Here is a 21575-nt window from a genome sequence, read left to right as displayed (position 1 = left end):
AGAAGCGTTTTAATCCCGAGAAACCCCGCCGGGCAGCGGGGTTTTTTTGATCCTATTGATGAAGTTGGAAAGGGTATATAACACAAGGGCCAGCGCAGAGGGAAGTCCCAGAAATACCGTGGCGGGCAGGGTTCCGAAAAACTGAGCCCCCAGGCCGATGCGTTCCGCCAGGGCAAATACCAGGGCTGCGATGGCAACCCCCCACACATGGCGGAAACCCAGAAACACTGCGGCCAGGCATATCCAACCCCGGCCGGCTACCCCGCCGGGGGCGTAGGCGCCAACCCGGAAAGTCAGGGCTGCTCCGGCCAGGGCTGCGAGAAAGGCCGCTGCTGCCCAGGCGCCTTCCCGGTAGCGCTGGGGCCGTATTCCCCGTTCCGCCGCCGCCATTGTCGACAGCCCCGATGCCCGCAGCCGCAGGCCCACCCGGGTCCTGCCGATGATCAGGGCGGCCAGGAGGGTTAGGCCCCAGGCGGTATACACCGAAGGGCGTTCCCCCGAAAGTATCCCTCCGATGACGGGGATTCGCTCCAGCAGGGAAATGGTCACCGGTCCGGGGACCGGGATATTCGGATTACGGAGCACCCCCTTTGTACCAAACCAAATAATGGAAAGAGAGTCGGTGATGCCCACGGCGGCCAGGTTAAGGGCCAACCCTGCGATAAAGGGGTCGGCTCCGGTGGCGTGGACGAACCGGGAAAGGCCGCCGCCGGCAAGGCCCGCCAGGACTGCGGTAAGGATGATGCCCGCCGCCGCCGATCCGGTCCAGCCGGCGAAGATCCAGGAAAAGAAAGACCCCAGGGTCATAAAGCCTTCAATAAAAATTCCCAAGGTTCCTGATAATTCTGTAAAGAGCGCCCCTAAGCTGCCCATCATCAGGGGGGCGGCGGAACTGAGTAAGCTCCGTATCATTTCAGCGGAAAAGAGGCCTGTCATGGGGTTGATTCCTTCTTAAAAGGTGACTTTAGGATAAGCGGCGCCGAGAAGTGGATTGTGGCAAGGATAAGAACCACCGCCTGAATGAAGGCCGAAGTTTCAAAGTTCAAACCCCGGGCCAAAAGGGCCGATTCGGAACCGGCCTTAAGCCAGCCGTAAATAAGGGCCGCGGGGATCAGCGCCAAGGGCCGGTTCCGGGCGATGAGGGCCACCGCTATGGCGTTCCAGCCGAGGCCGCCGGAAAAGCCCTGGTGGCAAAGTCCGTAGGTACCGGCCACGGCGAAAAACCCGGCGAGCCCCGCAAGGCTGCCCGATACGGTCATAGCCGGAATCCAGCGCTGTTCGGGATTAATCCCTCCGTAGCGGGCAAATTCCGGGGCGGAACCGGCGGTTTTGAACCGGTAACCCCAGACGGTTTTGTAGAGGAAGATATGTCCAAGAAGGATCAGGCCCAGGGCAAACACAAAGGAAAGCGAAAGATTTGAGGGGGGGAGCAGCCGCGGGAGCAGCCGGTTTGCGGCAAAGCGCTGGGTAGCCAGAAGGTTTCCCCCGGGATTCCGCAGGGGGCCCGAGATGAGGTAATCCGCCACCGGAACCAGGGCCGCGGACAGCAGAAACGAGGTGATCAATTCATTTGCCCCAAAGCGCCTTTTTAGGATTCCCGAAAGCGCTCCCATGGCGCCCCCTGCAGCCATAGCTGCAAGGCAGGCAAGACAGAGCAGCCCCGCGGACGCCCCATTCCCGCTTGCGGGACTGAGGAGTACCGCCGAAGCGGCGATACCGCCAAGGTAAACCTGTCCTTCGGCGCCCAGGTTAAAGCAGCCGCCCCTAAAAGCTATGGTTATGCCCATGGACGCGGTGAGCAGTAATGCTATTCCATCCAGGGTATTCCCCAAAAACCAGGGGGAAGCCCAGGGGCTGATAAAAAAAGCAATGAGCGATGTTTGAGGGGCAGAGGTGTTAGACACGATAATGATTACCGTTAGTAACACTGCGCCGATAACCGTAATGAACGCCCCAATGAGGGCGGCGGGAACGAATAAAACAGATTTAGTGTGGCTTAATTTAAACATTGATCTGTTTACCCCCGGTCATGCCAACCATGGCACGGCTTATTCGTTCTTTAAGTTCCCGAAACATAACCGTTTCTTCCTGCCCGCGGAAAGACCCAAGGGAAATTCTATCGGAAAATTCTCCGTTCCGTAAAACCAGGATTTCATCTGATAGGGATAGCAGTTCATCCACATCGGTAGAAAAAATAAGCGCCCCCTTCCCCTGAGCAGCATTCTGTTTAAGCGCCCGGGCCAGCGCTTCCCGGCCGGGACGGTCCAGCCCCCAGCCGGGTTCCGCCAGTATCAGGAACGCTGCGTCCTCGGCAAATTCCCGGGCCAGGATGACCCGCTGCATCATACCTCCGGAAAGGGAATCCGCCTTGACCTTGGGGTTCCGGTCGACCTTGGCCGCTTCCAGAATACGCTTCATCCAGGAGTTCAGCAGTTCCTCATCCATGATGCCGAATCTGCCCCGGAAACCCCGCCGGGAACGGCGGTGGGCGTGGATAATGATATTATCACGAAGCCGAAGTGATGGATCCATGGCTTTGCCGGTCGCGCCGATGTAGGCCCCCCGGGCAGCCCGAAAAGCCCGGGGCCCCTTGCCTGTTATGTCCTGGCCGCAGAGGAAAATCTTCCCCGCCGAAGGATGCAGGAATCCTGTTATCCCCAGTTCCAGAGTTTCCAGGCCGCTGTCCCGGACCCCGGCAATGCCCAGAATTTTCCCCTGAGGCAGTTCCAGATCCACATTGCGGATAAAAGGCCGGCCCCGGACTTCTACCGACAAACCCTCTACCCGCAGTCCCTGTTTTTCCGCAGCATCACCCACACCGGGGTCCGGCGTCAGCGCTGTAGAGTTTAGCGTTACTGTCATGGCTGTAGTCTGTTCTACCGGTTCAATTCCAAACATCAGTTTGCCGGCCTTTTCACCATCCAGGGATGCGGCGTTTAGGACGGCGGCGGTTTTACCTCTTCTCAGAATACTTACCCGGTCGGCAAGGTTAAGGGTCTCCTCCAGCTTATGGGAAATGATACAGATGCCCCTCCCTTCCGCTTTAAGGCGCCTGAAAAGGGCAAAGAGGCTATCGGTTTCTCCGGGGCTCAGGACCGCGGTTACCTCATCAAAGATAAGATAACGTACCTCCCGATGCTTTCGGTGTAGTTCCCCCCGCAAAAGAAGTGCGAGGACGGCAGTTTTTTGCCGCTGGCTTACGGTGAGGGTCTCAGTGTTCCTGTCCAAGGGCAGATCGAAACCCCAGCGGTCAGAAACGGACTGCGTCAGTATTCGGGCTTTTTTACGGTTTACTATTCCTGCCGTACTAGGCTCCGCGCCGAGTATGCAATCCTCCCAAACCGTAAATCCCGGTACCAGGTGGGGGTGCTGGCGGACCATACCGATCCCGGCGGAAAGCGCATCCACCGGGGCGGTAAAATGGTGTTCCTTCCCGTCTATCAGGATATGCCCCGCTCCGGGTTTTAGGTATCCCGCCATAACATGCATCAGGGTAGACTTTCCCGCCCCGTTTTCTCCCAGCAGTGCGTGGATTTCTCCAGACCGAAGATCAAATTCAGCGTTATCCAGGGCGGTAACTCCGTTGGAAGGAAAGTATTTCTGTATGCCCCTAAGCTCCACCACCGTGTTCCACTCCCTCCATTATTTTCCTAAAACTAAAACCCCTGAACGAATCTGCTCAACAAGCAGGGTCTGTTTTTCCCGTAATTCTCCGCTGACCGCTGCGATATAATGGGGATCATCTTCAATAAAGTCCACATAGCCATCCGCTACCCCAACCATTTCGGCGCTGCCAAAGGGGAGACGGCCCTCCAGATATCGCTTTGTTTGCTCATAGGCAGCCCTGTTCTGATGCAATACCGCGCTCCCCACCACTGTTCCCGGGTGCAGATCATAGCCATTGATATCGAACCAAACCACCTTGGCCCCCGCTTCGGAGGCTGCTTGAAGGACCCCTGCTCCGGCGCCTCCGGCAATGGGAAGGATAACCGGCGCACCATTGCGGATCATTTCCTCCGCGAGCTGGGCGCCCCGTTCCGCATCAAACCAATTTCCCACCACCCGGAAATCCACGGTAAAGGCCGGATCAACCGCCTGGGCGCCTTCCCTATAGCCCGGAAGAATAATATCGTTCATGGCAGGATATTCCTGGGCTGCCACCAAACCAATTCTGGTTTGGCCCTGACCCGCAGCTTTAGTAACCAATGCTGCGATATGCCCCGCCATATAGGCCTGTTCCCATTGGTTATAACGCATGGTATAGATAGCGGGATTCCCCGATAATTCTCCATCCAGAAGCAGGAAATGCTGTTTGGGAAATTTTGCAGATACCTCCGAGGCAATCGCCGGAAGGGAAGGATTAGAGGAAACGATAAGATCATAATCCCCGGAAGCGGCCATGGATGTTACCCGGCTTTCCCACTCCGCCTGGTTATAACCGCCCTCGATAATCGTTGTTTCAACGCCGGTGTTTTCCGCCGCCGCCCGCTGTACCCCGAGGGCCAGCATTTCGTAGAGGGGGCTTCCGGACATAACCCCGGGGATGAATATGCCTATGGATACGGTCTTCGCTGGGCCGGTCTTGGATCCGCCGGAGTTACCGCCGCGACAACCGAACAGTAACGCTGTAAGAGTAATGAGTATTAGTACCTTTTTCACAGAGGCCTCCAATGGGATTTCCAATCGGGGCCAAAAAAAGCCCCGGCACGCTACGGAATGTTCCGCAGCAAAAATCCAGGGCGCAGGTTCATGGGAAATTCGGGCTCGGACCCGAGATTTTCTTCCATCCGGACTATACCGTCGGCACCGGAATCTCACCGGTTCGATCCCGGACCTACGAACCTTTGGTTCGAACAATCCCGGATTCGCGGGCTATAACCGCCGGTTGGGAATCATGAAGCTGCCTTCAATCACCCGACCCTGAAAATCTATTCTTAAAAGATAGCAGCAATAATCCATTGGGTCAATAGGGATTTACTCTGCCGCCGGAACTTTCAGCAAAATCTGAAAGAGCTCAATTAGCTCCGGGATATCCCAGTTTATCGCCCCCACAAGTCTGGTGATGATCCTCCCATCCCGGCCTATGATGTACGTTGTGGGGAAAGCTTCAATTCCGTAGATCGCCGCAATATCTCCCCTGGGGTCCAGGGCCGCAGGAAAACTAAGGTCGAGCTCGTCCATAAAGGCGGCGACGTCTTTTTTACTTTCCCGGACATCTACTGCCAGGATCTCAAGCCCCTGATCTTTAAAGCGTCGGTACAGGATTTCCATGGAGGGCATTTCCATTCTGCAGGGGCCGCACCAGGTAGCCCAGAAATTGAGGAATACCACCTTGCCCTTGAAATCCGATAGTTTGATGAAAGATCCGTCTAATAGCTCTGCGGAAAAGTCAAATATAGGAATAGGCCGGTCTACAACCGGAATGCCCAGTTCTTCGAAAGCCTGTTTTACACCCGGGTCTATTTCCGGCAGGGAATCCCAATCGATTTCTTCCGCCGGAGCCGCCGTGCCGGTGGTATCGTTGTTTTTTTGTGACGCCCCTTTGGCTGGAACGCACTGGGGGAAGAGCAGCAGGGCTCCCAAAATGAACAGGGCGCATAAAAACTGTTTGTTTATCATTGTTAAACTCCTATATGGTCTGCCGGTAGAGCAGCCAGCGGGCAATGAGACCCGCGCTGTCCAGCATTCCCGCAGCCTGGACAATACCCAGGATACTAAAGATACCGGAAAAAATGATAAGCGGCCAGGACCGCAGGGGTCGTCTCTTGAGGAGCCGGAACACCGGGGGTAAGGCGGCGATAATGAAAAAGAAGATGGCCGGCAAAAGACGTGCCGGGAGACCCCCGGTTTTAGCCCAGGACGAGAAGGCATATTCAGCTTTTAGCAGGAAGATATTCAGCCGCTGGTACTGGCCCAGGAGGATGAAAATACCGATACCGATGAGGAAGATTCCGCTGATCCGTTTTATCAGGGGCAGGTGGGAGCGGAGTTTTGCAGCGCCCCTGAGAAAGCGGTTAAAAAAGACCGCCGCAGCCAGAAAGGGCAGCCCCAGCCCGGCGGAATACACCGCCAAGTACAGCATAGCCTGACCGGCTTTTCCGCTTTGCCCGGCCATGAGGAGTATGCTGCCCAGGATGGGCCCTACACAGGGACTCCAGCCTGCGCCAAAGGCGATACCCACCAGGAAAGCCCCGGCCAAGCCCTTGGGACGTCCGGTAAGCGTTGCCCGTTTTTCGTAATTCAGGAATTTAAGAAAGTCGAAGAGGACATTCAAGCCAAGGAGGATGACCATGATCCCCGCCGCTATGTTGATATACCGGGCTGCTCCGCCTAAAAGGAGAAAGGTTCCCGAAAAGAGTATGCTCAGGACGGTAAAGACCACGCTGAACCCCAGGATAAAGCTTAGGGTTGCCGCAACCAGGTGGCGTTTGTTTGCCATACCGCCAAGGAAGGCGAGATAGGAGGGGATCAGGGGTAATATACAGGGGGATAGGAACGAAAGCAGGCCCGCCCCAAAGGCCAGCAGGATGGACACCTGGTGAAACATGTTTTTCCTCTACAAAAAATTGTTGACATTAATAAGTATATAGTATAAATTGGTACAAGTAAAGCATACTAAACCTATGTGTTTTATATCTATTATGAAAGGAGAAATAAGAAAAAGATGAAGTTATGTGAAAAGTTCCTGTTTTTCTTCCTTGCGGCTCTGGTTGTCACTCCATCGGCGGTATTTGCCGGCGGTGGGCAGCAGAAGCCATCGGATCCCAATGCGGTGGTAGAATTCAAATACCCCGAATGGGTTTATTATGACCTGATCTACCTGGCGGATGATCTGGGCTACTTCGATAACGCCAAGGTTAAACCTAAGTATGTGGGGCAGATCGCCGCAGGGCAGATGATTCCCGCCCTGACTACCGGCGACCTGGATGTGGCGAACCGTCATACCCCGCTGGTGGTGGCGGCGGTGGCCAGCGGCGCCGACATTAAAATCTTTGCAGCGGGTAGTAAATCTACCCAGGCTAATCCTCATATGAAGTACTTTGTTACGGCCAATTCGAATATCCAGTCTATCAAAGAATTTGGTGGAAAGACCCTGGGGATCAACAGTTTTGGGGCCTGCTCCGAATATGTGACTAAAAAATACGCCCTGGATAACGGGGTTGATCCCAGTTCCATTAAAATGAGCACCGCCCCGGATGCTGAGCAGGAAGTGCCGCTGCTAAGAGGGGACACGGATGTTGCCATCATCCACCCCCTGTCTTCGGGCAGGGCCAGCGCTAATACCACCGACTTCCGGCTTCTCTTTAGTGACTGGGATATCGACGGCGGGATCAGCGGCATGTGCCCCTACTCGGTGAGCGGGAAATTCCTCAAGGATCACCCCGAGGCAGTGACGGAGTTGACGGAAATCCTCTCACGGGCAGCCCAGTGGAACAACGACCACCGGGAAGAAGCCCGGGCCTTGATGGCCAAGCGCTTTGGTTTTAAACTAGAGGAAACCGAAATGTTCGAGTTCTATCCGGACCAAATCATTCCGGACCTGAACGTCCAGTACTGGCTTGATCGGCTTGAGGCGGAAAAGAAATTGACCCCCGGCCAGGTTAAGCCGAACCAGGTTTTCACTAATCAGCTTAATCCGGCGAATAAGGTGTAATGATACGGTTATGGTAAAAATCCAGGCCCGGCAGGTACACCGGGAATTTCAGATTAAAAACAGCCTCGGTAAAAAAGAAAAACTTACGGTGTTGGATAATTTTGATCTGGATATCAATGAGGGGGAATTCCTTTCCCTCCTTGGACCCTCGGGATGCGGGAAGTCAACCTTCCTCAATATCCTGGCGGGCCTGGACGATTACGACCAGGGGGAGATCCTGGTGGACACAAAGCCCCTGGAAAAGCACAGCTTTAACCGGGGTATTGTGTTTCAAAGCTATGCCCTGCTCCCCTGGCGCACGGTGATACGGAATCTGGAGGTGGCCCTGGAGATCCGCAAGGTGGAACGTAAGGAACGCCGGAAGATCGCGCACCACTACCTGGATTTGGTGGGTTTATCGGCCTTTGAAAATCAGTATCCCCATCAGCTTTCCGGCGGTATGCGCCAGCGGGTGGCCATAGCTCGGGTTTTAGCCTATCACCCGGACCTGCTCCTCATGGACGAGCCCTTCGCCGCCCTGGATGCCCAGACCCGGGAGACCCTGCAGATAGAATTACTGCGAATCTGGGAGGCGGATAAAAAAACCATCGTGTTTGTTACCCACAGTATTGATGAGGCCATACTCCTTTCGGACCGGGTGGCCTTTATGAGTTCCCGTCCGGGACATATCAAGGAGATTTTCCCCATTGACCTCCCGCGGCCCCGGACTGAGGAAATACGCAACTCGGTGGAATTCGCCCGGATCAGGAAAAATGTGTGGGAGCTCCTGCAGCAGGAAGTACTGCAAGTCCAGAGTTTCGGAGCCTACCTATGAAACGGCTAAGCGTTACGAAGTATCGCAAGATGCTCTACGAAAAGGGCGGGGATCTCTTCTCCCGCAGCATTGGTCTTATCCTCTTTATAGCCCTCTGGGAATTAGCTCCCCGGTTTCATCTGGTCAGGGCCACTTATCTGTCTCCTCCCTCGGCGGTACTCCGGGCCTTGTACCTCATGGCGTGGCGCGGCGATCTGTCCAAACATTTTTTCATCAGCCTGAGGAGGGCGGTGGTGGGCCTTTCGGTTTCCGCGGCGGTGGGGGTCGTGCTGGGGCTTTTCATCGGGTATTTCAAAAACATTGACCGGTACCTCAACTTGCTTTTCCAGTCCTTTCGTCAAATGTCCGCCTTTGCCCTGTTCCCGGTTTTCATTTTGTTCTTCGGCCTGGGGGAACTTTCAAAGACGATCATCATCTTTTGGGCCAGTCTGTGGCCGGTACTGCTCAATACCGCCACGGGGGTAAAAAACATAGACAAGGTACTGGTCCGCTCCGTTGTTTCCATGGGGGCTTCTAAAAGATACATCTTTCTTAACATCGTCCTCCCTGCAGCGGCGCCGGAAATCTTTACGGGTATACGCTTGGGGGGATCCTACTGCGTCATGGCGGTGGTTGCCGCCGAGATGATAGGGGCTACATCGGGGCTGGGATATCTGGTAATCTATTCGGAGCAAACCTTTAACACACCGGAGATGTACGGGGGGATTGTGATGCTCGCCGTGTTGGGCCTGGGACTGAACTATGTGCTCCATACCATTGAACGGTTCTTTACTTCCTGGAAAGAAGATATACGCGCCGGAGAATAATGATGAGCGGTAATGATGAACTGAAAGAAAAAATTGTCTCTTATGCGGATCAACTGGGGTTAAGCCTTTTGGGTTTTGCGCCGGTGGAGCGGTGGCAGGAGACGGGGAATCAGCACCGGGAATATTTCCCGCAAAGTATTTGGCCGTGGAGCAAAACAGTTATTGTGGCCGGGGTGCCTATCTTTCTGCCCATGGCGGAAACTACCCCGTCTAATCTGTACTCCGAGCTGTACAACACTACTAACCGGTTGCTGGACGATGCGGCTTATAGGATGGCGAGCCTGCTTTTCTCCCTGGGCCATAGGGCGCACTTTTTTCCCCGGGACGGGTATGGGGAGATTTCCGCCCTGGTGAAAAAACCGGAAGCGGCTTTCTCCCAGGTTATGGCGGCCAAGTATGCCGGGCTGGGGACCATCGGGGCTAACCACTGCCTCCTTACGCCGGAGTACGGGCCCCGGGTACGCTGGGTGTCGGTGATTACCGATGTGGAATTTACCGGGAGCCCCTTGCAGGAGAAGGAGCTTTGCATCAGCTGCGGACGCTGCCAAAGGGGTTGTCCCATCGGCGCCTTTACACCCCGGCCGGATTCTATCATCAACGATATGGAAAAGTATAAGTGCGCGCAGTACCACCAGTTTCTGCGTACGGAATTGCGTTATCCCTGCGGGGTCTGCACCGTGGTGTGCCCCGTGGGGAATGATAAGAAACTCTACGGGGACAAGGCCATCTCCGAAGAGGGATTTTACCATGTTCAGAATTTTGGTTCCAAAGAAAGGAACGCTACCGAATTCTATAAAGCCAGAAGGAGATACATTATGGCAAACAAGAATTACAAGTTTGAAACCCTCCAGGTCCATGTGGGCCAGGAGAAGCCGGATTCCGCCACCGATGCACGGGCGGTACCTATCTATCAGACATCCTCATATGTCTTTAAGGATTCCAAAACCGCCGCCGGTCGTTTTGCCCTGAGCGAAGGGGGGAACATCTACACCCGTATCATGAACCCCACCTGGGATGTCTTCGAGCAGCGGATCGCCGCCCTGGAAAAAGGTGTCGCCGCGCTGGCCACCGCGTCCGGGGCTGCCGCTACCACCTACGCCATCCAGAATATCACCAGAGCGGGGGATCACATCGTTTCTGATTTCCAGATCTACGGCGGTACCTACAATCTTTTCGCCAACACCTTTAAGGATCTCGGTGTGGAGACCACCTTTGTGGACGGCAGTAAGCCTGAAAACTTTGAGAAGGCCATTAAGCCCAACACCAAAGCTATTTTCTTTGAAACCCTGGGCAACCCCAATTCATCGGTGGTTGATATTGAAGCGGTGGCGAAGATCGCCCACGGCCACGGTATCCCGGTAATTGTGGACAACACCTTTGCTACGCCCTATCTTTTAACCCCCATTGAGTACGGAGCGGACATCGTGGTCCATTCGGCTACTAAGTTTATCGGCGGGCACGGAACCTCCATTGGCGGGGTTATCGTGGATGGCGGTAAGTTCGATTGGGCAGCGAGCGATAAGTTCCCCGGCCTCAGTAAGCCGAACCCCAGCTACCATGGCGTAGTCTTTACCGATGCTGTGGGCCCCGTGGCTTACATCATCAAGGCGCGGACCACCCTGCTCCGGGATACCGGCGCGGCCCTCTCTCCCTTCAACGCTTTCCTCTTCCTCCAGGGACTGGAAACACTATCCCTGCGAGTGGAACGCCATGTGTCCAATACCGTTAAGGTGCTGGACTTCCTCAAGACCCATCCCCAGGTAGAAAAGGTGAATCACCCGCTGCTGGCGGATCACCGGGACCATAATCTTTTCCTACGCTACTTCCCCCGGGGCGGCGGTTCAATCTTTACGATCGAGCTTAAGGGCGGCGCGGAAAAGGCCAAGCGCTTCACCGAGGAACTGCACCTCTTCTCTCTCCTGGCTAACGTGGCGGACGTAAAGTCCCTGGTGATCCATCCGGCTTCCACCACCCACTCCCAGGTTGAAGAAAAGGACCTGTTGGTCCAGGGCATAAAGCCCAACACCGTGCGGCTGTCCATCGGGACCGAACATATTGATGATATCATCGACGACCTGAAGCAGGGCTTTGAAGCGGTAAAGTAAGCTGAGAAGTAAGAGCGAAATGAGAAGGGCTGTCCGGTATTGAGAAGGGCAGCCCTTTTTTAATTGAACATTATGGATATTTCTTCCATTGACAAATTTTTCATTATAAACTAGTATTTACTTAAGTTTACTAAGATATAGGAGAATATATGTCAAAAAAACATATTTCCGCGCTTCCTATTTCCGCGGTTTTTTTCATTATAATTGGCCTTTTTATCGCCCTTGGCCCACTTACCCTGTTTCCCGTGTGCAAGGTGGTGGGAACCATGATCATGAAATGTTTCTGGACCGCCCGGGCTGAATTGGGTATAGGTCTGGTCATTGCAATTTTGGGCGCCTTAAACTTTTGGTTCAAATCTCCCCAAATCCGGCTAGGGCTGGGTATTGGGATTTTTCTAAACGCCCTGTTGGCCCTGTTCATCCCCACGGTCCTAATCGGGGTTTGCGATCACGGCCGCGCCTCCTGCCGGGTTCTGGCCCTGCCGGCGCTCACGGTTCTGAGTAATATTCTGCTCCTCGGAGCGATTCTTAATGGTCTGATATTAGTTAAAACTAAACTAAATAAATAAAAGGAGAAAAAATATGGGATACAAATCTTTAACAACCAGGCGGATTGCGATCCGTAATTTGCTGCATAAGCCCTTCCGTACTGCCTGCTTGGTCATTGCAGCGGCTATTGTGGCCTTTACCCTTTTTAGCGGCGCAGTCTTAACCGCGAGTCTGCGGAACGGTATAGATCGTATGATCCAGCGTTTTGGGGCAGACCTGATGGTGGTCCCCTCGGGTTACAGTGAAAAGGCGTCGGCCCTATTGCTCAGGGGAGAGCCCCAGGTTTTTTATTTTAATCAGGCGCTGGTTCAAAATATCGCCCAAGTGGACGGGATAAAACAACTAAGCCCCCAGTTTTATCTGACCTCCCTGGAGGATGAATGCTGTTCTCTGCCGGTTCAGCTTATCGGGTTTGATCCCCAAACCGATTTTGTTGTCCAGCCATGGATTGCAGAGGTTATGCATGACGGTATTAAGGACGGAGAAATGGTGGTGGGTAGTGAAATCACGGTACAAAAATCCGGAGCCTTGAAATTTTTTAACCATGACTACCCGGTAGCGGCAAAGCTGAGAAAAGCCGCCTCCGGGCTGGATACATCTATTTTTATGACCATGAATACCCTCCGTGACTTGGTGGATGCCGCTCATAAGGAGGGATATATCTTTATTGCCGACCGGGAACCGGAAGGGGCGATTTCTTCTATTTTAGTACGATTAGATAAGGATAGTAACATTACCAAGGTCAGCAGGCTGATAAAGGATGAAAACCCCGGGGTGGATGTTATCGCCTCAAGCAGAATGTTTCAGGGAATTACGGAAAGCCTGACCGCACTGACCGCGTATGCCAAGGGTTTTTCTGCGGTCCTTTGGATCCTCGCAGTGGTGGTGTTGGGAGCGGTATTTTCAGGATCGATCAATGAACGAAAAAAAGAATTTGCCGTTATCCGGGTATTAGGGGCTACCAGGGAAAAGTTGGCGGCCATTGTATTGCAGGAAGCCGCCTTGACCGGGCTAACGGGGGGGCTTATCGGCACGGCACTTGCGGCGTTGGTGGTATTTCCGTTCAGTACTTTTATCAGCCTACGGCTGCAGCTGCCCTATATTCAGCCCAGGGGCTTGGAGCTTCTTTGGATTACCGTCGTAAGCCTGGTCCTATCCTTCATAGTGGGACCCCTGGCTTCGATTTACAGCGCCGTCAAAATCAGCCGGGCGGAAACCTACTATACCATGCGGGAAGGAGAATGATATGCGTTTAGAGATTAGGGATCTTACCAAGGAATATAAACGGAACAAAATTCCTTTTACCGCGGTTAATAAGGTAAACCTGGACATAGGTTCCGGGGATTTTATCAGCATCATTGGACGTTCCGGGAGCGGTAAAACTACCTTTCTGAATATTATAGCCGGTCTCTTAAAACCCGACTCGGGCTCTGTAACTTTAGACGGCAGGAGCATCCTTACCCTGCCGGACCGGGAAGCCTCCCTGCTGCGGAATACGCAAATCGGTTATGTTCCCCAGGGGCAAAGCCTTCTGGCCAACCTTACGGTTCTGGAAAATGTAAGCCTTCCCCTGTACCTTTTCAAAAATGAGGTGGACCCGGAGGAAATTGCAGCCCGGTCGCTTGCCCTGCTGGAACAGGTGGGTATAAACCATCTGGCCGCATCCTACCCAAAACAGCTTTCCGGGGGGGAGCTTCGCCGGGTTTCTATCGCCCGTTCTCTTATCAATAAGCCTGAGCTCCTCATCGCCGATGAACCCACCAGCGATCTGGACAGTGAAACTACTGCGGGTATTATGGAACTTTTCCGCCGCATAGCCGGAGAAGGCGCCGCGGTACTCCTGGTAACCCACGAACTGGATACCCTGGATTACGGGAACCGTGTATACTCCATGGCAGGAGGGAACTTAGGACCCGTGCGGGAATAATATACCTATTCCGGTCCCCTGGTTCGGTGACGACTCGGGGACCTCCTCTCCATCGGCGGGGCAGAATATGGTATGGCTGCAAAACTCCTTGTCCACTTTCCGTAAAAGGCAGCCGCCGGTTGCCCAGGCCAACCCGAGGTTAAGAAACACAAAAAACAGCAGAACTACGCAGGCCGCCGAAGCCCAGCGGACGAAGCGGAAGGCGCCCTTAGAGAGGGGACGGCGGCTATGCTTAACGGAACGGTTTTTAAGATCCCGGATCACGGTTTCCAATTGATCCCCGCTTAGGCTGGGGAGCGGCTGCCCGTCCAGGGCATACAGAGATTTTACCATGCCGTCTATATGTTCAGGATTCGGACCTTCTCCGGATTTATCCATTTCCTTTTGTAGATTTGCGATTAGGGCATCCCGGGATTTTGATATCCCATCGGATTTGAGCAGCAATTTCATCGCCCTATAGTCCTCATCTTCCGGTTTCATAACACGATTCTCCTTACTATTAACTCATCGTTCTCATAAAAAGTTGCATATTTTACCCATCCTTCATTAAGTCATGGGCAAGATCCAGTATCTTATGGCGCAGCCGGTTAATCCGGGATTTTGCGGCGCTTTCCGATATGTCCAACGCTGCGGCCACAGCCCGAATACTCTGCTTATCCCGGAAGGCAAGGGTCCAGACGGCCAGTTCCCCTTTTTTTAACTGCCCCATGATGGATTCGGTACAGGAGCGGATTTTCGCATCCTCCTCCTCCGGGTCTGTGGACGTATCCTCGTATAAAAAATTTTCCGGCAGGGCTGAAAGATCTTCCGCCCCCTCATCGGGCAGGCTTACGGTTTTTTGGCGTTCCCTCCGCTGGACAGCCATATACTGTTTGGTGATGTTTCCCGCCGTTTTATAGAGCCAAGAGCCGATTTTTTCATAATCCCGCAGTTTATGTAAATTGTTATACAAAATCAGGAAAATGTCCTGGGTACAGTCCTCTGCCCGGTTACCCTTAAGAAAATAGGAACAATAGGCGAGTATCTTTTCATAGTAGGTCTTGACGATGGCATTGAAGGCCTCATCGTTGTTTGAATTTGACATAACCTTTTTTCCAAATTAATAAAACAATTAGTTAAGTCTAACTGAATATTAAGTTTGTTTCAATTAGCCGCTGTATAATACCCCGCTCAACCACCGCCTATGACTGCTTGCGTCCATAGGTTCCATGATATAATATGAACAGGGGAAATAAAACTGTGCTAAATAAACTGGGGAAAAGCTGATGGCTAAGGCAACGGGGAATAAGAAAAAACAAGAAATAACCATACGCAGTTCAGCGGCTGAATATCTTACCTTTGTGGCGGCAACAGGCGATAGCAAACAAAGTTTTGAAATGCGTTACGAGGACGAAAACATTTGGCTGACTCAAAAGATGCTTGCAACGCTTTATGATGTGAGTGTTCAAAATATAGGACAGCATATCAAGAAAATCATCGACGATGGTGAATTGCCCCACGAGGCAACTATAAAGAAATTCTTTATAGTTCAAAATGAGGGTAATCGCCAAGTTGAGCGTGAACTTGAGCATTACAATCTGCAAATGATTATCGCCGTAGGGTTCAAGGTGAACAATGAACGGGCCGTTCAGTTCCGCAAGTGGGCGGGGCAAATTGTCAAAGACTACACTATTCAAGGGTGGACAATGGATGTTGACCGCTTAAAAAAAGGGCATATGTTCACAGACGAGTATTTTGAGCGTCAGCTTCAATATATTCGGGAAATACGTTTGTCGGAACGTAAGTTCTACCAAAAGGTGACAGATTTATACACGACGGCATTTGACTATGATAAAGACGCAAGAGCGACAGGAGAATTTTTTAAGCTGGTGCAAAATAAACTGCATTACGCTGTTCACAGGCATACTGCGGCAGAACTCATTGTCGAAAGAGCAGATGCTGAAAAGGAATTTATGGGGCTTACAACGTGGGAAACGGCGCCCACCGGCAAGATAATTAAGGCGGATGTTGTAATCGCAAAAAATTACCTGAACGAACAGGAAATGAACTATCTTGAGCGTATTGTTTCCGTTTATTTGGATTTTGCGGAACTACAAGCCGAACGAAAAATTCCTATGTCAATGAATGATTGGGCTAAGCGGCTTGACGGATTTTTGGAATTCAACGGCAACAAAATTTTGACAGATGCAGGACACATATCGCACGAGCAAGCAAAACTTCACGCGGAAACTGAATATGAAAAGTACCGTATTGTGCAGGACAGGCTGTTCACGTCGGACTTTGATAAACTGCTGGAACAAACAGCTTTCAATCAAGAGGATGAAAGCTAATGTTTATAAGGAAGCTTTAGTATTGGTAGGGTTGGTTTCTATCCGGCTGTATAATACCCCGCTCAATCACCACCGTTTCGGGATTACCCGCGGCGCCGTAAACCGGCCGCAGGGTCGCTTCATAGGCCTTATGGAAAAAATCCGCCTCCACCCGGCGGCTTATTACATCGTTCAGCCAGAGGATGAGGCCGTCGTTGCCCTTCCGTACTGCGGGGGCTATGGTGTAAACCGGTCCGGCGCTTTCCACGGCTGCCGAATACCCACGATGTTCCTTTGTCCATGCCAGAACTACTGCGCTGTCGTGGATCAGCGCTGCGCCGCGCCCATCCAACAGCGCGCTGGCGGCCTCGGTAAAGCGGTCAAATTGCAGCAGGTTTATGTGAGGATACTGTTCCCCAACCCAGAGTTCCTCCGGAGTTCCCCGTACAAGGATAAGGGTTTTCCCTTCAAGCTGGGCAAGTTCCGTGACAGAAGCGGAATCCGGGGAGACAATTCCTGTGGCAGCCCTTCTGTAGGGCAGGGCGAAGTCCACCGCCGCTGCATTTTCCGGGCTTACCGCAAAGTTGGCGATGATAAAATCAACCCGGCCGTTGTCAAGATATTCTGCCCGCCTAGCCGCCTCTACCGGGACAAAGCGGATGAGGCTTTCCTTGTCCAGTAGTTCTTTGCCTATGCGTTTGGCAAAATAGGCGTCGTAACCCTGGTAGAGCCCATTGGCATCGGTATAAGCGATGGGCGGCTCATCGTCCGGAATACCGATGCGGACCTCTCCATTGTAGTGGATCCGGTGTACCGCCTCAATGTCGTGATCATTGAAGGGGGCGGCGGGATCACGCCCACCGTTGGCAAAACCGGAGAATACTACGCATATCGTAATTAAAAACATAAACGCTGCTTTTTTCATTATACCTCCTAAGGCTGGGTCTTGTTATCATAGATAAAGGGGATATCCCTTCCGCCGGGGGGAATTACCGGGCTTACGGTAAAGGTTTCTTCCCCGGTAAACTTGAAGGTATATACAACCAGGGTTTTCAGGTCTTCCTTCAGGGCAAGAAAAACATTGCCGCTGATAAGGTAACTGTAATCCCCCCGGTCAAGGGGCCGGCCTTCGTGGATATGCCAAAAATGGAAGGTCCCGTCATCACGAAACTCCCAACGGTCATGCATATTGTTAATATGGGGGGCATTCCAGTTTTTACCGCTGAAGGCGTCGGCTCTGACGGTACGATTGTGGTGTCCATCCTTCTCGGGAGCTTCCTCCCTGTTTCCATGAACAACTCGGGTATACACCGCCGGGACACCTTCTTTTACAAGTTCAATGACATTATGGTCCGTACCCGTAACGATGTACTTGTCCGGGGTATCTGTCCCGGCGGCCAGGGTGATAAGCGTATTTCCCCGGATAAGGTAGGCGTCGTTTTTATTCCCCTTTTCCCCATCCTGGCGCGCCGTAAAGGTTCCGTCGGGCCGGAAGGAGTAGGCATATTCCTCCTCCTGCCACTCTCCAATAAGGGGGTTTTCCGCCGGGACATATGCATCCCGGACGGAATTCCCATGACCGGCGGTGGCGCAGCTAAGGACCACAAGGCCGGATACGATAATTACCAGGCTGTAAAGAGCGGCCTTTTTCATGGATACCCTTTAAATTCTAATTTTCGTGATGTTCCACAGCTTCTTCGCTGTGTCCCTGGGGCGCGCTATGCTCTGCACTGCCGTCCTGGTTTAGTTGGGCAAGTTCATCCCCATGCAGCTGGGTATAGGTGTCATTACCGCCATGGGGAAGGGGTTTCCCTCCGGTAATCTCTTTCAGAACAAATGCGGGACGGTCATGGTTGATAAACTCAAGGGTATATTCGCTTACCGATTTGTCCGGCGCCGTAATGGTAAAAGCCGTATCTTTGATGTGATAGGTATAAACGCCAAGATCAACACTATTGTCCGCGCTGTGGTAATGGGTCCCCCGGAACGTTCCATCCTTGTTGAAGGTCCATACATTCCACATATGGTGGTCGTCGGGGCCGGATTTCCAGCTTTTCCCACTGAGCCCATCGTCCTGGGCTGCGGTATGGTCGCCCCCGGTGGTAGCGCATCCTGAGAGGACCGCAAAAGCCAGGGCAAAACTTAACCAGATTGTGATGTTGCTTTTTTTCATCTAAAACTCCTTTTGTTTTCATATAATATTAGTTCTATATATTTACTCGGATAAATAAGAAAAAGTTGCATTTTTTGTTGAAATTTTTGCCTAAACGGAGATAAAAAGAGATATCCAATCATGGTATAGTCCTGCCAAAAGGATATATAACAGGAAAATGCAAAAGACCAATGTCCACCGTCTTTTAGATGCGGTGGGAATTTCCTATACAAGTGTAGAGTACGAGGTTGATGAAAAGGATCTGTCCGGCGTCCATGCTGCGGAGCTTACGGGTATTCCGGCGGAGCAGGTTTTTAAAACCCTGGTACTGCAGGGCAGTTCCGGTGAGTATATCGTCTGTTGTATCCCGGTTGCGGAAGAATTGGACCTAAAAAAAGCCGCCCGGATATGCGGTGAAAAGAAGGTCGACCTGATTCCCGTAAAAAACCTTCCCGCCCTTACCGGTTATATCCGGGGCGGCTGTTCCCCCATGGGTATGAAAAAGCAGTTCCCTACCTATATTGATGAAACGGCGGAACTGTTTGACACCATTGGGGTCAGCGCAGGGGCCCGGGGCTGCCAGGTTCTTCTGAAACCCGGGGATTTGCTGGAGTTTGTTGCGGCGAAGCTTGCGGATTTAACCGTGTGACCAACAAACGCACCATGGATTATGAATAAAGCTTGATTATTTGCAGAATTAGGTCCAAATACCATAAATTAACAATGAAGGTATTGTCATATATTTGAATCTATGATAAAATTATACGAATTTCTAGTATTTTAATAATCCATTAGGGAGGTTCTATGAAAACGAAAATGAATGTCTTTCTCGGCCTAACGGTGTTAGCGTTGAGTCTTGTGATTCTTGGGTGCGGCGGCGACGACAGCTCAAGCGTGCTGAGTAAGCCTAAAAACTTAGTGGTGACGGCTATTTCAGCCTATGAAATAGAGGTTACCTGGGACGCGGTAGAGGACGCCGAAAGCTATAACATTTACCGAACCGTCGGCACCGATGAGACTGATGATGCTTCAGTGTATGACGTGTTGGGAAAAAGCGATCTCGCCTATTCCGATACCAGTGTAGGGCCTGGGACAACATATTATTATGCTGTAGCCGCTGTCGATGTCTACGGAAAAGAGGGCTCCAGGGCGAAAAAACACAACGAAAAACTTCTGTCCATAGACAAGGCGGATGGGGTAAGTTTAGATTCGTTTGAGACTCCGGCGGATTACGATCCGGAAGCAGCTTTTAACAGCGTTACCATTGAATGGTCCACGCCAACTATCTCGGCAGGTACAGGGAGTGTGGAAGGATATAATATCTATCGTGTGGGAGGCGGTAAAACAATCTTTGTTGCTAAAGTCCCTGCCGGTACGACGAGTTTTACCGATAGCGATGTGTCGCCGGGCACAGAGTATACCTATACAATAGCCGTTATTATAAATACAGGGACTGCGGGTGCTCCTGACCTGAAAGAAAGCACTGGAGTATTGGAGATCCCTGCTAAGACGGATGTATCGCCTGAGCCGCCAAAAAATGCCTCGGTTGCAGAAAATATCACCGCCGGGTCAAAATTTTTGATCGCCGGGGACTATGATAATGCCATAAAATATTATGAAGAGGCCTATAAAACGGATAATAAAGACCCTGCGGCCATAGTCTATTCATCCTTGGCAAAACTTGCGTCCATAGCCACGGATACAAAGACTCAAAACCTGTTTAAAAACCGCCTTGGCGTGAAGGGTTATCCCAACCAATTGGGGAAACTGCTTACCAGCGACTGGATGAAGCCGTATACCGAGGAGTGGATACAAGGGTACTACCAGTGGACTGTAGAAGGCACTAACCATTGGGCCTATTGGTATGAAAAGGGTGAGGATAAGTTCTGGACTGGGACTGGATATACTGATGTTAATAAATCAGGGTATTATGAGTCAAGTTCTGCTCTAATTTATATCGCTGGTCCTACAACCCCAGTTTATGATACCAATGATATTGGAGATGGCGAAGGAGAAGGAAATATCAAGTCCATTCAGTTGGATGGTTACTGGTATGATTGGTATGCGAAAGATTCGGTATCTTATTATGGCAGCACGTATACTTTTCCTCATGATGGTTATTATGCCCAAACTTGGTCGTACTCCTACACGCTTATTGATAAAGCGGGAATCTACCAAACTGAGATTTCCCGGCAGCCGGAACTATCAGTTCCCACATGGGTTACGGGGTACACAGCCTACACGGAAAGTTTGACCAGCAAGGGGCTGCAGAGTACGAGTACCTGGACCACGCTTCTTTTCGCCAATCTTTTGGACAAAAATACCAATGGGCTCAATACCCTTCTGGATGAAGTAATCGACACCGTATTCGGTTCTAACTTCAACGAGGTGGTCAGCCGTGTGGCAAAACTGAGTTATGATGATGCCGTTGCCTTAGACCAGACCCTTATAGACGGGTTTGGTTTAGGGGATCTCCTGGAAGGCGGTGTAAGCGTAGGCAAGGTGGAACTTGATCTTCTGGTAGGAGCTCTGCGGCTGGTTAAGGGCACCCTGGAATGGGTTACTTCCTATGACTGGAATACCAATCTTAATTTCCTGAAGTTTGATTGGGCCGCCGGATTTGAAGGTGGGATAGAAAATCTGCAGGCAATAAGCAACGGCGATCTTCCTCTGAGAAACAATTTCTTGAAAGCCCGGTCCAATGCGGCAGCCAAGCTGGTGAGCGCTAAAGCGGATTATCTTGCGGCTATTGAGGCCACTATCAACGCCTATGATCATCTTGCCGGTTCGACCGTAATTCCCCCGGGTGTGAAGGACCAGATAACCGCAAATAGCTGGATAAAAGAAGGCTTAACCGAATTAAAGGCCGCCATAACGGCTGGAAGTACATTCGGTGTTCCTAACCAACTGCCCTCCAGCGGAGGAACCTGGGCTGCTCTGGACAAGCCGCTTACCGTCAATTTTGGGAAATTCTTTACCGCCGGACAGTTATCTGTGAACAATCTGATAACTACCGAAGGTACGGGAAACAAAATTGCGCCGGTATTTTATGGACTAAATTATGAAAGTGGTGAGGACTGGAGTAAAATCACCGATGCCGCCACAATCGAAACTTTTGATATCGTTGGAATTGAGCTTAATCTCGCGCCGCTCAATGAGCTTGTTACGGGATTAGGTTTCTCAACAGACCCGTGGATACAAGCTTCATTGTCGCCGGACCTTGGAGCATTAGTCTATGGACTCTATCATAAGTAAAATT

At 51.9% G+C, this 21575-nt stretch carries 21 protein-coding genes and 1 riboswitch; of the genes, 10 read left to right on the top strand and 11 right to left on the bottom strand.

Annotation, left to right across the window (positions count from 1 at the left end; genetic code table 11):
- Positions 1 to 9 precede the first annotated feature (9 nt).
- The 6 genes from TPRIMZ1_RS0103400 to TPRIMZ1_RS18350 form a co-directional block, all read right to left on the bottom strand.
- The gene (locus tag TPRIMZ1_RS0103400) at positions 10 to 936 is read right to left on the bottom strand and encodes an ABC transporter permease (RefSeq protein WP_010254706.1); all 927 of its coding nucleotides are present in this window, start codon (positions 934 to 936) and stop codon (positions 10 to 12) included.
- A complete protein-coding gene (locus TPRIMZ1_RS0103395; protein ID WP_010254697.1) occupies positions 933 to 2009 on the bottom strand; it encodes an ABC transporter permease in 1077 nt (358 codons plus the stop codon). The genes TPRIMZ1_RS0103400 and TPRIMZ1_RS0103395 overlap by 4 nt, the downstream gene beginning before the upstream one ends.
- Positions 2002 to 3624: an ATP-binding cassette domain-containing protein gene (locus tag TPRIMZ1_RS0103390; RefSeq protein ID WP_010254695.1), complete on the bottom strand. Its 1623-nt coding sequence runs from the start codon at positions 3622 to 3624 to the stop codon at positions 2002 to 2004. Before TPRIMZ1_RS0103390 ends, TPRIMZ1_RS0103395 begins: the two co-directional genes overlap by 8 nt.
- 18 nt (positions 3625 to 3642) lie before the next feature.
- Complete coding sequence (locus tag TPRIMZ1_RS0103385; protein ID WP_010254692.1) at positions 3643 to 4659, bottom strand: BMP family ABC transporter substrate-binding protein; 1017 nt, start codon at positions 4657 to 4659, stop codon at positions 3643 to 3645.
- A gap of 112 nt (positions 4660 to 4771) precedes the next feature.
- Positions 4772 to 4932, bottom strand: a riboswitch (FMN riboswitch).
- 42 nt (positions 4933 to 4974) lie between these two features.
- Complete coding sequence (locus TPRIMZ1_RS0103380) at positions 4975 to 5619, bottom strand: TlpA disulfide reductase family protein (protein ID WP_010254686.1); 645 nt, start codon at positions 5617 to 5619, stop codon at positions 4975 to 4977.
- Positions 5620 to 5629: 10 nt separating this feature from the next.
- Positions 5630 to 6547 (bottom strand): cytochrome c biogenesis CcdA family protein, encoded by a 918-nt coding sequence (locus TPRIMZ1_RS18350; protein ID WP_010254684.1) that lies wholly within the window; start codon positions 6545 to 6547, stop codon positions 5630 to 5632.
- 117 nt (positions 6548 to 6664) lie between these two features.
- On the opposite strand from TPRIMZ1_RS18350, the gene TPRIMZ1_RS0103370 reads away from it, so the two are divergent.
- The 7 genes from TPRIMZ1_RS0103370 to TPRIMZ1_RS0103340 all read left to right on the top strand — a co-directional run bounded on the left by TPRIMZ1_RS0103370 (position 6665) and on the right by TPRIMZ1_RS0103340 (position 13855).
- On the top strand, positions 6665 to 7654 hold the full coding sequence (locus TPRIMZ1_RS0103370) for an ABC transporter substrate-binding protein (protein ID WP_010254682.1): 990 nt from the start codon (positions 6665 to 6667) through the stop codon (positions 7652 to 7654).
- Positions 7655 to 7664: 10 nt separating this feature from the next.
- Complete coding sequence (locus tag TPRIMZ1_RS0103365; RefSeq protein ID WP_010254680.1) at positions 7665 to 8468, top strand: ABC transporter ATP-binding protein; 804 nt, start codon at positions 7665 to 7667, stop codon at positions 8466 to 8468.
- Entirely contained in the window at positions 8465 to 9274 is an 810-nt protein-coding gene (locus tag TPRIMZ1_RS0103360) for an ABC transporter permease (protein ID WP_010254678.1), read from the top strand. The genes TPRIMZ1_RS0103365 and TPRIMZ1_RS0103360 overlap by 4 nt, the downstream gene beginning before the upstream one ends.
- 815 nt (positions 9275 to 10089) lie before the next feature.
- Entirely contained in the window at positions 10090 to 11379 is a 1290-nt protein-coding gene (locus TPRIMZ1_RS21100) for an O-acetylhomoserine aminocarboxypropyltransferase/cysteine synthase family protein (RefSeq protein WP_010254676.1), read from the top strand.
- 149 nt (positions 11380 to 11528) lie between these two features.
- The gene (locus TPRIMZ1_RS0103350) at positions 11529 to 11948 is read left to right on the top strand and encodes a DUF4418 family protein (RefSeq protein ID WP_010254672.1); all 420 of its coding nucleotides are present in this window, start codon (positions 11529 to 11531) and stop codon (positions 11946 to 11948) included.
- Positions 11949 to 11961: 13 nt separating this feature from the next.
- Positions 11962 to 13173 (top strand): ABC transporter permease, encoded by a 1212-nt coding sequence (locus TPRIMZ1_RS0103345; RefSeq protein ID WP_010254671.1) that lies wholly within the window; start codon positions 11962 to 11964, stop codon positions 13171 to 13173.
- 1 nt (position 13174) lies between these two features.
- Positions 13175 to 13855: an ABC transporter ATP-binding protein gene (locus tag TPRIMZ1_RS0103340; RefSeq protein ID WP_010254669.1), complete on the top strand. Its 681-nt coding sequence runs from the start codon at positions 13175 to 13177 to the stop codon at positions 13853 to 13855.
- Here TPRIMZ1_RS0103340 and TPRIMZ1_RS0103335 read toward each other — a convergent pair.
- Positions 13835 to 14335: a hypothetical protein gene (locus TPRIMZ1_RS0103335; RefSeq protein WP_010254667.1), complete on the bottom strand. Its 501-nt coding sequence runs from the start codon at positions 14333 to 14335 to the stop codon at positions 13835 to 13837. The two genes, TPRIMZ1_RS0103340 and TPRIMZ1_RS0103335, sit on opposite strands and share 21 nt — an antisense overlap.
- A gap of 52 nt (positions 14336 to 14387) precedes the next feature.
- On the bottom strand, positions 14388 to 14939 hold the full coding sequence (locus tag TPRIMZ1_RS0103330) for an RNA polymerase sigma factor (RefSeq protein ID WP_010254666.1): 552 nt from the start codon (positions 14937 to 14939) through the stop codon (positions 14388 to 14390).
- 181 nt (positions 14940 to 15120) lie between these two features.
- On the opposite strand from TPRIMZ1_RS0103330, the gene TPRIMZ1_RS0103325 reads away from it, so the two are divergent.
- Positions 15121 to 16185 (top strand): virulence RhuM family protein, encoded by a 1065-nt coding sequence (locus TPRIMZ1_RS0103325; protein WP_010254665.1) that lies wholly within the window; start codon positions 15121 to 15123, stop codon positions 16183 to 16185.
- A gap of 16 nt (positions 16186 to 16201) precedes the next feature.
- Here the strand turns inward: TPRIMZ1_RS0103325 and TPRIMZ1_RS0103320 are convergent, their stop codons facing one another.
- The 3 genes from TPRIMZ1_RS0103320 to TPRIMZ1_RS0103310 are packed head-to-tail and all read right to left on the bottom strand — an operon-like array spanning position 16202 to position 18337.
- Positions 16202 to 17089 (bottom strand): transporter substrate-binding domain-containing protein, encoded by an 888-nt coding sequence (locus TPRIMZ1_RS0103320; RefSeq protein ID WP_010254664.1) that lies wholly within the window; start codon positions 17087 to 17089, stop codon positions 16202 to 16204.
- 8 nt (positions 17090 to 17097) lie between these two features.
- Positions 17098 to 17817 (bottom strand): hypothetical protein, encoded by a 720-nt coding sequence (locus tag TPRIMZ1_RS0103315; protein WP_010254662.1) that lies wholly within the window; start codon positions 17815 to 17817, stop codon positions 17098 to 17100.
- Between the two features lie 16 nt (positions 17818 to 17833).
- The gene (locus tag TPRIMZ1_RS0103310; RefSeq protein ID WP_010254661.1) at positions 17834 to 18337 is read right to left on the bottom strand and encodes a hypothetical protein; all 504 of its coding nucleotides are present in this window, start codon (positions 18335 to 18337) and stop codon (positions 17834 to 17836) included.
- A 157-nt stretch (positions 18338 to 18494) separates the two neighbouring features.
- On the opposite strand from TPRIMZ1_RS0103310, the gene ybaK reads away from it, so the two are divergent.
- Positions 18495 to 18965: a Cys-tRNA(Pro) deacylase gene (gene ybaK, locus TPRIMZ1_RS0103305; RefSeq protein ID WP_010254660.1), complete on the top strand. Its 471-nt coding sequence runs from the start codon at positions 18495 to 18497 to the stop codon at positions 18963 to 18965.
- A 155-nt stretch (positions 18966 to 19120) separates the two neighbouring features.
- Positions 19121 to 21571 carry a fibronectin type III domain-containing protein gene (locus TPRIMZ1_RS0103300; protein WP_010254658.1) on the top strand — a complete coding sequence of 817 codons (2451 nt, stop codon included), beginning with the start codon at positions 19121 to 19123 and terminating at the stop codon, positions 21569 to 21571.
- Positions 21572 to 21575: the final 4 nt, after the last annotated feature.

Source organism: Treponema primitia ZAS-1, from assembly GCF_000297095.1.
GTDB classification, from domain to species: domain Bacteria; phylum Spirochaetota; class Spirochaetia; order Treponematales; family Breznakiellaceae; genus Termitinema; species Termitinema primitia_A.
This window is presented reverse-complemented; position numbering and strand designations above follow the sequence as displayed.